Origin of the sequence: Alloalcanivorax sp. C16-2 (assembly GCF_046507615.1) — a bacterium.
Classification (GTDB): Bacteria; Pseudomonadota; Gammaproteobacteria; order Pseudomonadales; family Alcanivoracaceae; genus Alloalcanivorax; species Alloalcanivorax marinus_A.
The window spans coordinates 240,130-253,024 of sequence record NZ_JBKFTL010000003.1; the positions used below are offsets into that span (position 1 = coordinate 240,130).

Sequence of the window (12,895 nt, forward strand, 5' to 3'; positions counted from 1 at the left end):
AATAGGGAATTGGCCGGGTTCATCCGGTAAACCGCCCATGTTACTCCCCCGGAGGGGGCGATGCATGGGCCATGATGGCCAATGGGACCGGCGTCAACGCGAACCCGTTCCCGGCGGGGCGCCGGGTTTCCATCGCCACGCCCCCGGTGCGATGATAATAGTCCCCACGCCACCGACTCCGAGCCGCGAAATGGTGCGCAGCGAAACCCGCGATGGGATAACGACCATCACCCTGACTCCGCATCTGTCCGCTGACTGGCCCCAGGTGAAGCGCTTCATGGCGCTGATCGCCGCGGTGGTGTTCGTGGTCGCCGCCGCCTGGACCGCCGCTGGCATCTGGCTGGCGCTGCCCTTCGCCGGTGTCGAGGTGGGTCTGATCTGCTATCTGATGTACCGGGTGTGTTTCCGTCTCAGCTACCTCTATCAGCGCGTCGTCATCGAGCCGGAGCGGGTGCGCGTGGAGCAGGGTGTACGTGGCCCGCCGCGCCGGGAATGGCTGTTGCGCCGACCGGACGCCCACCTGCATTTGACCATGCCGGTGAAGGAGGTGGACCTGATGCGCCTGCGCCTGTGTGACGATCATGGTGGTGTGGAGCTGGGGGCGTTTCTTAATGGCGAAGGCCGCGAAGCCGCGCGCCAGGCGCTGCGTCGGGCCGGCTTGATCGAAACCGCCGACCGTTGGTGGGAAACCGCGCGCCCTTAGAACGTGGAAAGGAGTGGCCATGAAATACATCTTCGAAGTACGCATGAAGGACGGCTACACGGTGGAGGAGTACGCCGAGGCCTGGCGGGAAGCCAGCCGCGTCATCCAGCGGGCCCCGGGCGCCCGGGGTACCTACCTGCACCGCAAGATCGGCGAGCCGGAGACCCTGTTGGCCATCGCTCACTGGGATTCCAAGGCCCACCGGGACGCCAAGGACGACAGCCGCAGCGCCCTGGTTAAGGCGATCCTGGAAAAACACGCCCGTACCTGCGATATAACACCGCTGGGTGAATTCGAGGAACCGGAATGGTGGGTGCCACCGCAGCCGGGCAGCGGCAATGACGAGCCAGACAATGAGCGGCCAAATAATGACGAGCCGGGCCATGAGTAGCCGCGCCGCCATGATAATGGTGGCGCTGCTGCTGGGGCCGCTGGCCGGTTGTGATTACAGCGACGCGCCCCAGGGGGCGCCGTTGCGGGCTCTGGCCGCGCAGCCGGAGGATTTCCAGCAGGCGTTGGTGGCCACTAGCGGCGTGGTACGGGGCTTTGATGATCCGGAGCATTACTGGATCGAGGACGACGCTCTCAACCGCGTGGAGCTGATGCCCCTGGAGGAGGCCCGTGACTACCTGGGCCAGCGGGTCCAGGTGGTGGGCACCTTTCATTACGAGCCGGGCCGGGGGCGCTGGCTGGAGATTCGCGGCCTCGGCCCGCTTTGATCGCGGATCGCGGCTGACGCCGCTCCTGCGGCGGGGTGTGTTTCCGTAGGAGCGGCCGGGCGGCGTACCGCTTCAGCCGCGATCCAGCGCGGGCGGGATTATTCCACCTTGAACTTCAAGCCGGCGTGTTCGGTGAGCCGCTTGATCAGCTTGTCGCCCAGGGCCGGCGCGGTGGTCCAGATGCCACCGCCGGTGTCGGTGGCGTCGCGCAGCAGGCACAGGGCGCTCTCGCTGATCATTCGCGAGGTGGAACCGTAGCCCGGGTCCTTGTCGCCGGACACGCTCACCGCGAGTTGTTCGCCCTGGTCGTTGCTGCCCAGGAACAGGACGTCGTAGAAACCGTTCTCGCGTTCTTCCTTGCTCGGGCCCTCGCCGGGTTTGGGCGCGTCCTCGCCGGCCAGGGAACGGTCCTGGGCCACTGCCTCGGCGGTCGCCTTGCCCTTGTCACCGTCGCCGGTGAGGATCATTTCGTCATAGACGAAGTTCTCGCCGTAGGGGTGACCAAGCAGGAAGTTGGAGCGGTGCACGTTGCGGGTATTGATGGCGGCCATGATGAACGGCGCCGCCCAGCTGCCGAGAGCATCGTCGTACTCCGGCTTGGCCGCCGGTGGTTGTTCCGGGCCGCTGAACTCCGGGGTGAGCGCGAACGGATCGGTAAGCAGCGCGCGGATTTCCGGGTCCTTGGCCGCCGCCAGGGTGGCTTTGAGGCTGGCGGCGGTGCCGCCGGAAAAAGTGCCTTTCATGGCCCGTACCCGGCCCTTGACCCGGGTCAGCGGCGCCAGGCCTTTCTCTTTGGCCTGTTGCTCCAGGAAGAACACGCCCAGATCGAAGGGAATGGAATCGAAGCCGCAGGAGAACACGATGCGCGCGCCGCTCTGTTTGGCGGTGTCGCCGTAGCGATCGATCATCTGGCGCATCCAGGCGGGCTCCCCGCACAGGTCCACATAATCCGTCCCGGCTTCCGCGCAGGCTTTCACCAGCGGCTCGCCGTACAACTGGTACGGTCCCACCGTGGTCAGTACCAGACGGGTGCGTTCGGCCAGCGCCTTCAGGGTGTCCGGCTGGTCCGCGTCGGCGGTCACCACCGGCACGTTGTCGCCGATGCCCATCTCGGCGCGCACCGCCGCCAGCTTCTCGGCGTTGCGTCCGGCCAGCGCCCATTCAAGGTCCTCGCCGTAGGCCTGATTCAGATACTCCGCCACCAGCCGGCCGGTGAAGCCGCTGGCGCCGTAGACGATGAGATCGAACTCTCTTCCATTGCTCATAATCGGCAATCCGTCTCTGTTGCGAATGATGCGCCCACTATAGACCTCCGACCGGACCTCCGTGCAGGGTCGCGAACGGCCTTTTGATGGTGAAGGTGGCCGCGGGCTTGGTTCGCGTACCAGGCATTTCGTAGGAGCGACTGGGCGGCACTCCGCTTCAGTCGCGATCACCGCGGTGCCGTCTTCATCGCGGCTGAAGCCGCTCCTACAGTAACCCCGGCCACGGTGCTTCGGGACGTGCCCTTGATGGGGGAGCCCGCCCCGAGGCTTGATGAACCTTTATTTGAAGTCCCGCGACCGTACCTGCAGTTCGTCCAGGGCGTCACGGGCGTCCTGGAGACGTCCGGCCATCAGATGGACGATGCCCTCCGGGCTGATCTCCACGGTGCCGGTAACGATCACCAGCGGGCTCTTCAGCAGGATTTGCCGGTAACGCTCCTGGATCGAGGTCCACACCACCACGTTGGTGTTGCCGGTTTCGTCCTCCAGGGTCATGAACAAGGTGCCCTTGGCGGAGCCCGGACGTTGCCGGTTGGTGACCAGGCCGGCCACCCGTACCAGTTGGTTGGGCCGGGCCCGCTTCAGTTCCCGGGCACGCTGGCAACGCTTGAAGCGCGGCAGGTGGCGCACCAGTGCCATGGGATGGCGGCCCAGGGTGAGCCCCAGGTGGCGATAATCCTCGATCAGCGACCGGTGTTCCGAGGGCGCGTCCAGGTAGACGCCGTCGTGGTCGTCGCGGAGCTCGCCGCCCTGGCCGCCGAGCAGAGGTCGTCGCGCCTCCAGGCCCTGCACGTCCCAGTGCGCCTGATGGCGATGGCCGCTCAGGCCGCGCAGGGCGTTGCCGGCCACCAGAGCCTCGCGCTCACGGCTGCCCAGGGCGGCCCGTTCGCACAGATCGCGCACGCCACGGAAGGGGGCCTGGTCGCGGGCCGCCACCAACCGCCCGGCGGCGTCCTCATTGAAGCCCTTGATCTGACGCAGCCCCAGCCGCAGCGCCGGCTGCACGCCCAGCCTCTCGCGGTGCGCGTCTTCCAGGGTGTGGTCCCAATGGCTGTGGCGCACGTCCGGCGGCCGCGTCTCGATGCCATGGCGGCGGGCGTCCTGGAGAATCTGCGAGGGGGAGTAAAAGCCCATCGGCAGGCTGTTGAGCAGGCCGCAATAGAAGGCGCTGGTGTGGTGGCGCTTGAGCCAGGCGGACACGTACACCAGCAGGGCGAAGCTGGCGGCGTGGGATTCCGGGAAGCCGTAGCCGCCGAAGCCCTTCATCTGCTCGAACAGCCGGCGCGCGTAGTCGCCACTGTAGCCGTTGGCGCGCATGCCCTGGATCACCTTGTCCTCGAACCCCAGCAACTCGCCGCTCTTGCCCCAGCGGGCCATGGCCCGGCGCAGCTGGTCCGCCTCGCCGCCGGAAAAGCCGGCGGCCACCATCACCAGCTGGATCACCTGTTCCTGGAAGATGGGCACGCCGTAGGTGCGTTCCAGCACGCTTTTGACCTTGTCGTCCGGGTAGTCCTCTTCCTCCAGGCCGTCCCGACGGCGCAGGTAGGGGTGCACCATGTCGCCCTGGATCGGCCCGGGCCGCACGATCGCCACCTCCACCACCAGGTCGTAGAACCGGCGCGGTCGCAGGCGTGGCAGCATGTTCATCTGCGCCCGGGATTCCACCTGGAACACACCCACGCTGTCCCCTTGGCAGAGCATGTCGTAGGTGGCCTGGTCGCCGGCGGGGATGTCCTGCATCGCCAGCGGCTGGCCCCGGTAGTCGCCAATCAGCCCCAGGGTCTTGCGGATCGCGGTGAGCATGCCCAGAGCCAGCACGTCCACCTTCATCAGCCCCAGGGACTCCAGGTCGTCCTTGTCCCACTGGATCAGGGTGCGGTCGGGCATGGCGGCGTTTTCCACCGGCACCAGGGTGTGCACCGGGTCCCGGGTGATCACGAAACCGCCCACGTGCTGGGACAGGTGACGAGGGAAGCCCACCAACTCCTGGACCAGCTCCCGGTACTGGCGGCCCAGGGTGGAGCCGCCCAGGCCCAGTTCCTGAAAGCGCTCCACCAGGGAATCCGGCTTGTCCCACCAGGCCAGGTTGTTGCTGAGCCGTTCCACCAGATCCGCGTCCACGCCCAGGGCCCGCCCCACGTCGCGCACCGCCGAGCGGGTGCGGTAGTGGATCACGGTGGCCGCCAGGGCGGCCCGGTCGCGGCCGTACTTGCGGTACAGGTACTGTATGACCTCCTCGCGGCGCTCGTGCTCGAAATCCACGTCGATATCCGGCGGTTCATCCCGTTCCTGGGAGATAAAACGTTCGAACAGCAACTGGCTGCGATCCGGGTCCACCTCGGTGACCCCGAGGCAGTAGCACACCGCCGAGTTGGCGGCGGAGCCGCGCCCCTGGCAGAGAATCCCCTGGCCACGGGCGAAGGCGACGATGTCGTGGACGGTGAGAAAGTAATGGGCATAACCGAGCTGGCGGATCAGCGCCAGCTCTCGCTCCACCAGGGCGCTCACCCGCTCCGGCACGCCGTCCGGATAGCGGGCCCCGGCGCCCTGACGGGCCAGGCCGGCCAGGTACTGGTCCGCGTCCTGGCCCGGTGGTACCACCTCCTCCGGGTACTGGTAGCGGATCTCGTCCAGGCGGAATTCGCACTGATCGGCGATCCAGACGGCTTCTTCCAACAGGGCCGGCGGATAGATCGAGGCCAGCCGTTCCAGTGGGCGCAGATGGCGCTGATCGTTACGAAAGCGCCGGTCGCCAAGCCGCCGCACCGTGGTGTTCAGGCGCAGGGCGGTGAACACTTCCTGCAGACGCTGACGTTCCGGGACGTGGTAATGCACGTCGTTGGTGGCGGTCATGGCCAGCCCATGGCGCCGTGCCAGACCATGCAGGTAGCGGTAGCGCAGGGCGTCGTTGCCGTCCTGGAGCAGTTCGCAGGCCAGCCACAGGCGCTCGCCGAAGTGTGCCTGGAGCAGGGCGGCATGGCCTTCGTCGCGGTCATCGCCGGCGGGCAGCCACAGGCACAGAGCGTGGCGCTCAATGCGCGCCAGGTCCCGCCAGTGCAGGTCGTAGTGGCCCTTTTCCGCGCGCCGGCGGCCCTGGGTGATCAGGGTGGCGATCTCCCCGTAGGCGCGCCGGTCCGGGGCCAGCAGCACCAGCCGTAGTGCTCCCCGATCTTCATTGAGACGAAAATGACTGCCGATGATAAGCTTAAATTTCAGTGGCTTACCGCTATCTTTGTAAGTGCTTTCGAGGTTTTTCCAGGCCTGCCAGGCGCGCGCCACCCCGGCCAGGGAGCCGTCGTCGGTGATCGCCAGAGCCCGGTAGCCCAGATCATGGGCTTGCCGCACCAGTTCTTCCGGGTGGCTGGCTCCGGCCAGGAAGGTGAAGGCGGAGGTGCAATGCAGTTCCGCGAAGGCCATCAAGACTCCCTGTTCAACACTACGGAGCCGCGCGTGACGCGGCCCGGATGGAAAGTTCACACCCAAGTCGAGAGGCGGACCTAGAAAAAACCCTGTAGCCACCAACCATCCCGATCATCCTGAAACACCCAGCAGCAAAGCCCGTCCGGATGGTGGGCCACGTGGTATCTGCGGGCGGCCTGGTCGTGCCAGGGCTGGCTGAAACACTCCTCCTGGGGAAACAGCGTCAGAGGCCGGTCCCGCCAGTGCGGCAGGCTGTCGCGCACGCCCAGCGGGCGCGGCGGGTCCAGCAGCCACAGCGGCCGGTCCTCCGGCGAGGCCGCCGTGTCCGGTGCCGCCGGGCGGGCCGGACGCTCCAGGGGGGCGCGCCCGCGCTCGGTCTCCTCGGGCAGGTGCCCCGGCTCCCGGTCCGGCCGGTACAGGCGCAGCGCCGGCTCCGCGGCCAGTTTCTCCAGCAGACCGGACAGCGGCGCCCGGGCACCGGGGTCCGGGAACAGATCGGCCAGGGCCGGATTGCGCGACCGGGGCCGCCCGCCATCCAGCCCCAGGCCCAGCACCGGCGCCTCCAGCATCTGATGCTCCAGGCGCCGCCGGGTCAGATCCAGCCAGGTGGCCACGTCGTGGCCCGGATGGGCCCGGCGCACCACCAGCGTGTCCCGATGGCCGTTGTTCAGGTACAGATGCCAGCGGATCGCCGCCACGCTTTCCTGGTGGCGGTCCAGTTCCGTGGCCAGTTCAGCGAGCAGGCTCTCCATGGGCCGGTGCAAATGGTCCAGGTTGTCCAACGGATCGTCGAAGTCCCGGCGCCGGCGAAACGGACGCGGCGGCGCCAGGGGGGAGCGCGGGTCCGGTTTCTCGCCCAGCAGTCGCTGCAGCCAGTCCAGAAAGGAAGCGCCGAATCGTTTGCCCAGGGCCGGGCGGGGCAGTGGGTAGAGATCGCCCAAGGTGCGCAGGCCAGGGGCCTGGAGGCGCTCGCGCAGGCGCGCGTCCAGGTCCAGTTCATCAAGCGGCAGCGCCGCCAGCCAGGCCTGGAAGCGCGCCGCTTCCGGTACCTGCTCCAGGGGCGGCGGATCGGTCAGGTGCCAGGCGGACAGGGGCGTGGGCCCCAGGCCCAGCCGGGTGGTGAAGGGACAGTGCAGGCGGTAGCGGTCGACCCGAGCCAGCAGACCCTGGAAACCGCCGAACAACTTCAGGCAGCCGCCCACCTCCAGCAGCAGACTGGCCGGCGGCGCCAGGCATACCCGCGGGGTCAGCGCCAGCAACTGACGGCCCTGGTGGCGCAGGGCCTGGTCCCGGACGTCGTCGTCCGCCTCGCGCACTTCCAGGGCCTCGCACAGGGCCCGGGCGGTGGCCAGCCGCAGGCCGGTTTCCACGCCAGCGGCGCGGGCCGCCGGGTTGGCCTGGGATACCCGATGCCGCTGCACCAGCACCCGGGGCCGATCCACCGGGCCGTCGCCGGCCTCCAGGTCCAGCAGCGGGTAATGCAATGCCAGCCACAGGGCGCTCATGGTCGCGGGGCCTCCGGGCCCGGTGCATCCAATGATGGCCTGGGCGGTACCCGCCCCGGCGGCTCGCTGGCCGGCCGGGGGCGGCGGGTGAGCGCCGGCAGGGTGGCGGTGGCCGGCGGCGCCCTGCGCAGGTGCTCGGGCAGCAGGGTCAGGCGGCAGTGTTCTCCGGGGCGACCGCCGGGTTGCTTGTGCACGGTCACGCTCAGTTCGCCGGGGGCGGGGCACTCCAGTTCCAGCCGCAGGGGCGCCGGGCTGGGCTGGCGCGCCGCCCGCCGGGGGCGCGCCAGCACCAGCAGGCAGCGCCCCTGCTGGGCGCCCAGATGCAGCCGTCGCAGGGTGCCCGCCGGCAGGGCGCCGCCCGGTGCCCACAGAAGCAGGGTGCTGACGGTGTCGCTGGCGGCCGCTTCGTAGCAGGCGCGCAGCAGGCCGTCGCGCTCACCGTGCAGCACCAGCAGCCGTTCCAGGGGCACGCCGGCGCGGGCCAGCGCCAGCGCCGAGGGCCGTTCCGGTGGGTTGGCGATCAACCGGGCGCCGGGCTGGTCGCCAGCCAGTGTCGGCAGCAGCAGATGCAGCAGCGGCGGGCAGGGCAGCGGGCAGAGCAACTCCACCAACCCGTGAGTCGGCCAGCCACCCTGACTGAGCAGCCGGTCCAGGGCGGTGAAGCCGGTGGGCCGGCCGCCCCGGGTGGCGCCGTCAAGGTCGCGCCCCCGCCAGGTGTCCCGGCGGGAGAGGAGCTGTTGCAGAAACGCGGAGGACATGGGAAAGCACTCGGACACTGTACAAAAGGACAGTATCCGAGATGGGCGCGGGCTGCAAGCGGGTCGTGCCACGGGGGACCGGTTTGACGCCTGCTGTTTGTCCCGTGCGGTCAACGGCCCCTGTGCGGGTAAACATATTGTATTCCCCGGGCGGGTTGAGTAGCTTCGAAAGCCTGTTCCCGAGCCCCGAGATCACGATGACACAACAACAAAGTGCCCACCGGATCGCCGCCACCTGGCAGCGCGGGCTGAGCCGGCGGCGTTTTCTCAAGTGGACCCTGGCCGGCACTGCCGGGGTGGCGGCGGTGGCCGCCGGCGGCTTCGCCCTGCTGCGCCGTTCGCCTTTGGACCAGCAACCCAAGCCGGCCTGGGCCGAGGGCCTGAGCCGCCAGGAATACCATCTGTTCGATCGCGCCCGGGTGGTGCTGCTGCCCACGGATGGCACCGATCTGCCCGCCACCGGGGAGGTTCCGGTGGTGGCCAATGTGCAAAGGACCCTGGGTTTCATGGCGCCGTCCCTGCGCGCGCAACTGGCCACTGGTTTGACGTTGTTCGATAACGCCGCGGTGGTGTTCCACGGGCGCCGCTTCGTGGATCTGGATGCGGCCACCGGTCGGGATTATTTCGATGCCTGGAGCCGGGGCAATGCGGTTCAGCGCACCCTGGCCACGGTGATCAAGCAACTTACCTACAGCGCCTACTGGAGCGAGCCGGCGACCTGGCCGGCCATCGAGTTCGACGGCCCGGTCTCGGAGTCGTGGGGGCTGGCCTATCTGGGCAACGCGCCCCTTCCCGATGAGGCGCCGGATGAAGCGCGCGCGGAGGAACGAGCATGACCGCTGAATCTGGCCTGGCGGTGACCCAGGCCCAGGATATCCGCGAATCCCGGCTGACCCTGGACGCGGATGTGGTGATCGTCGGTTCCGGCGCCGGCGGTGCGGTGACCGGCTATGAGCTGGCCCGGCGCGGCAAGAAGGTGCTGATCCTGGAGGCGGGCCCCTATGTGCCTTCCAGGGAGTTCACCGAACGCTTCTCCCACAGCCTGGAAACCCTTTATCAGGATCACGGTGGCCAGACCAACAAGAGCGGCGACTTGCTGGTGCTGCAGGGTGCCTGCGTGGGGGGCTCCACGGTGGTCAACGGCTGTGTGTGTTTCCGCACGCCGGATTTCATCCTGGAGGACTGGCGGCGGGATTTCGGGCTTTCCGAGTTGACCGCCGAGGAAATGGCGCCGTACTTCGAGCGGGTGGAACGTAACCTGGCGATCCACGAAAACGGCGAACACGAGATCGCCCGCCATGGCCGGCTGATTCGCGCCGGGGCCCACAAGCTGGGCTGGTCGGTGAAGCCGTTCAAACGCAACATCCGCGACTGCGCGCTCACCGGCCACTGCCTGTCCGGCTGCAAGACCGAGCGCAAGCAGTCCATGCTGGTCAGCTATCTGCCCTGGGCCAGCGCCCACGGGGCGCGCATCTTCGCCGACACCCGGGTCACCGAAGTGCTGGCGGAAAATGGCCGCGCCCGGGGGGTGCGCGCCCAGGTCACCGGCCATGACGGCGTCAAGGTGGCGGATCTGACGGTCAACGCGGAACGGGTGATCCTGGCCGCCGGCGCGGTGCAGACGCCGCTGCTGCTGCTGAAAAGCGGCCTGGCCAATAGCTCCGGGCAGGTGGGGCGCAACTTCGCCTGCCACCCGTCGCTGTACGTATCCGCCCGCTACCCGGAACCGGTGCACCCCTGGCGGGGCGCCATGCTGGGCGTGTACGTGGATGAATTCCTGCACCCGGACAAGGGTGGCTTCGTGCTGGAGGACGGTGGTGCCGGGCCGATGGAGTTGAGCATGACCGCTGAACCCGGCAGCGGCGAACCGTTCATGGACTTCATGCGCGACAGCAAGTACCTGGCCGGGCTGGTGACCCTGATCCACGACCACAACGTGGGCACCATTCGCTGGGAAGACGGCCAAAAGGTGATCGACTACCAGCTCGACAACGCGGACTTCCCGTCCATGAAGCGGGCCCTCAAGGCCGCCGCCCGGCTGCATCTGGCCTCCGGCGCCGAGGAGGTCCATGTGCCCTCCAGCGACCGCCGCGTGATTCGCTCGGAGGCGGACATCGAGGCCGCCGTGGACGGCCTGGAAAACGCACCCCAGCACCTGCGCATGGTCAGCTACCACCCCCAGGGCAGTACCCGCATGGGCGCCGACCCGGCCACCAGCGTGGTCAATGGCGACGGTGAGTGCCACGACGTGAAGGGGCTCTATATCGCCGACGCCGGGCTGTTGCCCACCTCGATCATCGTTAATCCCCAGGTCACGGTGTACGCCCTGGCCACCCGCATTGCCGAACGCATGGCCCGTAACGGTTGATCGCGACTGAAGCGGATCAGTGCCGCTGGTTTCATTGCCCCCGCGTAATCACCACCCGGTGCACGTCACCGGGCACCTTGTAGTCGAGAATGTCCCGTTGCCGTGCCAGGCAGGTGCCGTGCTCCGGGTTGAGCCGGCACCAGCGCACCTGCTGGTCCAGGGCCGGCGGCACGCTGAAGCGGGTGCGGTAGTTGTCGCCGGCGCGCAGGGCGACCCACAGCTGGTTCGCCTGCCAGCCGCAGCGCGGGTCGGTGAACTGGTCCAGGGCAACCTGGAAGATGAGGCCCTGCCCGCGTTGCTCCGGGGTGAGGCGCACGCCGGCCTGGCTCACCGGGCATTCCACCCTGGTGGCGCGGTACACCACTTCCACGCGCACCTGTTCCGCCGGCAGTGGCGGGTCCAGGCGCAGTTGATAAGTGCGCAGATCCCGGGGCGCCGGGTTGGGTTCGGGGCGATATTCCGGGCCGGCGGGGCTGACGCAGCCGCCAAGGGCGAGCAGGGCGGTCAGGACCGTCGGAAGGCGCATGCCCATGGGGATCTCCTGTGCGGGGCGGGATGTCATTGTCGCGGTGCGTTCCCCTCGAAGCGCGTCGAGAAAGCTTCCACGAACGCATTGCGCAGGATACCGAAAAGCGCCGCCCAGGTACCGGTTTCGCTTTGCTCCACCTGGCCGCTGATCGGTATGCGGGTGGCGAACTGGTCCTCACGCTGATTCTTGAGCAGGGTCTGCACGGCGCCGGCCAGGGCTTCCCACAGGCCGCCCAGTACCGAGCCGTCCGGGCCGGCCACGTCCTGTTGCCAGTCGAACACATCCAGGTCCTTGAGCAGCGGTTTCACATAGCCGTCCAATTGGCCGTTCCGGGCGCTCAGTTCCATCACCAGGTCGCCATGGCCGGACCGTACATCCAGATTGGCGTAGGCGCGGGTGAAGTCGTTCAGGGTGACCAGGTTCACGCCGGTGATCCGCAACTGAAAGTCGAAGTCGCGCAGATCACTGAACGGGTCGAAGGTGGCGGAGGTCTCCAGGGGCGCCTCACCGAGTACCTGGGCCCGTCCTTTCAGCGTGGCCACCCGGCTGCCTCCCGCGCCGCGGCTGTTGGTCAGATTGGTGATCCGGAGATCGACTTGGCTGGCCTCGATGTTCACCGAGGGGTTGGAATGGTCATTGCGGAACACCAGGCGACCGTCCTCCACCCGCACTTCGTTGAGGGTGATCGGCACCAGTTGTTGCAGGCGCGCGCGCCAGTCGGTGCCGGCGCCGGTCTGGTCGGAGACCTTGTCGCCGCCGTCCACGAAGGTGACCATGGGTTCCTCGAACAGGATGCGTGCCACCAGGGCATGGTCTTCCCACAATGCCCGCCAGCTCACCGCCAGATCGACGGCCGGTGCGTCCAGCAGCGGCTCCGGCACGGTGCCGTCCAGACGCACGATGGTGAAACCCTCCAGCCGGTAGGCGCCGCGCCACCAGGCCAGGTCCACGTCTTCGATATGGCCCCGGTAATCGCCCATCCCGGCCATTTGCTTGTTGAGGTAATCGCGCACCAGCCAGGGCAGGGCCAGGTGCAGCACCAGCAGCAGGGCGACCAGAGTGAGCAGAATGGTGAGGGCGATACGGCGACGTCGTGTCATTGGCAATCCCTGTCCTTGCGTAAACGGGGGGCGGCTTCAGCCGCGATCCCGGGTTATCATCGCGCACCGGCACGATTTTCGCGAGGACCCTGCATGAGTGAGCACCGAGCGCGCCCGTCGCGCGATGAATTCGGCTATCTGTGCCCGGTGGACAGCCGCTGGGCGGACAATGACGTTTACGGCCACATCAACAACGTCGTCTATTACAGCTATTTTGACTCCACCATCAACCGCTACCTGATCGAGCGGGGTGGCCTGGACATCCATGACGGCGAGGTGATCGCCTACGTGGTCAGCTCCGGCTGCGATTATTTCGAGGCGGCCGCCTATCCGGAGGCGCTGACGGTGGGCATGCGGGTGGACAAGCTGGGCAACAGTTCGGTGCGCTACGGCCTGGCCCTGTTCGGCGAACAGGGCGACGCCAAGGCGCTGGGTTTCGTGGTGCATGTGTTCGTGGATCGCGTCAGCGGCCGGCCGGTGCCGATCCCGGAACCGCTGCGCGCGGCGCTGGCGGCTCTGGCCTAGGGC

At 68.0% G+C, this 12,895-nt stretch carries 12 protein-coding genes; 6 read left to right on the forward strand and 6 right to left on the reverse strand.

Annotation, left to right across the window (positions count from 1 at the left end; all coding sequences use genetic code 11):
- Positions 1–190 precede the first annotated feature (190 nt).
- The 3 genes from ACLD02_RS14730 to ACLD02_RS14740 are packed head-to-tail and all read left to right on the forward strand — an operon-like array spanning position 191 to position 1,422.
- Positions 191–703: a DUF2244 domain-containing protein gene (locus ACLD02_RS14730; RefSeq protein WP_410299047.1), complete on the forward strand. Its 513-nt coding sequence runs from the start codon at positions 191–193 to the stop codon at positions 701–703.
- Between the two features lie 19 nt (positions 704–722).
- Positions 723–1,094, forward strand: a complete 372-nt coding sequence (locus ACLD02_RS14735) for an antibiotic biosynthesis monooxygenase family protein (protein WP_410299048.1) — start codon at positions 723–725, stop codon at positions 1,092–1,094.
- Positions 1,087–1,422, forward strand: a complete 336-nt coding sequence (locus tag ACLD02_RS14740; RefSeq protein ID WP_203099879.1) for a hypothetical protein — start codon at positions 1,087–1,089, stop codon at positions 1,420–1,422. The genes ACLD02_RS14735 and ACLD02_RS14740 overlap by 8 nt, the downstream gene beginning before the upstream one ends.
- Positions 1,423–1,520: 98 nt before the next feature.
- Here the strand turns inward: ACLD02_RS14740 and ACLD02_RS14745 are convergent, their stop codons facing one another.
- The 4 genes from ACLD02_RS14745 to ACLD02_RS14760 all read right to left on the reverse strand — a co-directional run bounded on the left by ACLD02_RS14745 (position 1,521) and on the right by ACLD02_RS14760 (position 8,370).
- On the reverse strand, positions 1,521–2,687 hold the full coding sequence (locus ACLD02_RS14745) for a saccharopine dehydrogenase family protein (RefSeq protein WP_203099877.1): 1,167 nt from the start codon (positions 2,685–2,687) through the stop codon (positions 1,521–1,523).
- Positions 2,688–2,966: 279 nt separating this feature from the next.
- Positions 2,967–6,104: an error-prone DNA polymerase gene (locus ACLD02_RS14750; RefSeq protein WP_410299049.1), complete on the reverse strand. Its 3,138-nt coding sequence runs from the start codon at positions 6,102–6,104 to the stop codon at positions 2,967–2,969.
- Between the two features lie 80 nt (positions 6,105–6,184).
- On the reverse strand, positions 6,185–7,612 hold the full coding sequence (locus tag ACLD02_RS14755; protein ID WP_410299050.1) for a Y-family DNA polymerase: 1,428 nt from the start codon (positions 7,610–7,612) through the stop codon (positions 6,185–6,187).
- On the reverse strand, positions 7,609–8,370 hold the full coding sequence (locus ACLD02_RS14760) for a hypothetical protein (RefSeq protein WP_410299051.1): 762 nt from the start codon (positions 8,368–8,370) through the stop codon (positions 7,609–7,611). Before ACLD02_RS14760 ends, ACLD02_RS14755 begins: the two co-directional genes overlap by 4 nt.
- A 197-nt stretch (positions 8,371–8,567) precedes the next feature.
- On the opposite strand from ACLD02_RS14760, the gene ACLD02_RS14765 reads away from it, so the two are divergent.
- Together ACLD02_RS14765 and ACLD02_RS14770 are read left to right on the forward strand one after the other, a co-directional pair.
- Positions 8,568–9,206 carry a gluconate 2-dehydrogenase subunit 3 family protein gene (locus ACLD02_RS14765; protein WP_203099869.1) on the forward strand — a complete coding sequence of 213 codons (639 nt, stop codon included), beginning with the start codon at positions 8,568–8,570 and terminating at the stop codon, positions 9,204–9,206.
- Positions 9,203–10,738 (forward strand): FAD-dependent oxidoreductase, encoded by a 1,536-nt coding sequence (locus ACLD02_RS14770; RefSeq protein WP_410299052.1) that lies wholly within the window; start codon positions 9,203–9,205, stop codon positions 10,736–10,738. The genes ACLD02_RS14765 and ACLD02_RS14770 overlap by 4 nt, the downstream gene beginning before the upstream one ends.
- A 31-nt stretch (positions 10,739–10,769) precedes the next feature.
- Here the strand turns inward: ACLD02_RS14770 and ACLD02_RS14775 are convergent, their stop codons facing one another.
- Both ACLD02_RS14775 and ACLD02_RS14780 read right to left on the reverse strand, forming a co-directional pair.
- Positions 10,770–11,270, reverse strand: a complete 501-nt coding sequence (locus ACLD02_RS14775; RefSeq protein WP_410299053.1) for a hypothetical protein — start codon at positions 11,268–11,270, stop codon at positions 10,770–10,772.
- A gap of 26 nt (positions 11,271–11,296) precedes the next feature.
- Entirely contained in the window at positions 11,297–12,367 is a 1,071-nt protein-coding gene (locus ACLD02_RS14780) for a DUF748 domain-containing protein (protein ID WP_410299054.1), read from the reverse strand.
- Between the two features lie 93 nt (positions 12,368–12,460).
- On the opposite strand from ACLD02_RS14780, the gene ACLD02_RS14785 reads away from it, so the two are divergent.
- The gene (locus tag ACLD02_RS14785) at positions 12,461–12,892 is read left to right on the forward strand and encodes an acyl-CoA thioesterase (RefSeq protein ID WP_410299055.1); all 432 of its coding nucleotides are present in this window, start codon (positions 12,461–12,463) and stop codon (positions 12,890–12,892) included.
- The last annotated feature ends 3 nt before the right edge of the window (positions 12,893–12,895 follow it).

What these genes read in the sequence shown, in the direction of transcription:
- ACLD02_RS14730 (WP_410299047.1), top strand. Translation starts at nt 191, where the DNA reads ATGGTGCGCAGCGAAACCCGCGATGGGATAACGACCATCACCCTGACT.
- ACLD02_RS14735 (WP_410299048.1), top strand. Translation starts at nt 723, where the DNA reads ATGAAATACATCTTCGAAGTACGCATGAAGGACGGCTACACGGTGGAG.
- ACLD02_RS14740 (WP_203099879.1), top strand. Translation starts at nt 1,087, where the DNA reads ATGAGTAGCCGCGCCGCCATGATAATGGTGGCGCTGCTGCTGGGGCCG.
- ACLD02_RS14745 (WP_203099877.1), bottom strand. Translation starts at nt 2,687, where the DNA reads ATGAGCAATGGAAGAGAGTTCGATCTCATCGTCTACGGCGCCAGCGGC.
- ACLD02_RS14750 (WP_410299049.1), bottom strand. Translation starts at nt 6,104, where the DNA reads ATGGCCTTCGCGGAACTGCATTGCACCTCCGCCTTCACCTTCCTGGCC.
- ACLD02_RS14755 (WP_410299050.1), bottom strand. Translation starts at nt 7,612, where the DNA reads ATGAGCGCCCTGTGGCTGGCATTGCATTACCCGCTGCTGGACCTGGAG.
- ACLD02_RS14760 (WP_410299051.1), bottom strand. Translation starts at nt 8,370, where the DNA reads ATGTCCTCCGCGTTTCTGCAACAGCTCCTCTCCCGCCGGGACACCTGG.
- ACLD02_RS14765 (WP_203099869.1), top strand. Translation starts at nt 8,568, where the DNA reads ATGACACAACAACAAAGTGCCCACCGGATCGCCGCCACCTGGCAGCGC.
- ACLD02_RS14770 (WP_410299052.1), top strand. Translation starts at nt 9,203, where the DNA reads ATGACCGCTGAATCTGGCCTGGCGGTGACCCAGGCCCAGGATATCCGC.
- ACLD02_RS14775 (WP_410299053.1), bottom strand. Translation starts at nt 11,270, where the DNA reads ATGGGCATGCGCCTTCCGACGGTCCTGACCGCCCTGCTCGCCCTTGGC.
- ACLD02_RS14780 (WP_410299054.1), bottom strand. Translation starts at nt 12,367, where the DNA reads ATGACACGACGTCGCCGTATCGCCCTCACCATTCTGCTCACTCTGGTC.
- ACLD02_RS14785 (WP_410299055.1), top strand. Translation starts at nt 12,461, where the DNA reads ATGAGTGAGCACCGAGCGCGCCCGTCGCGCGATGAATTCGGCTATCTG.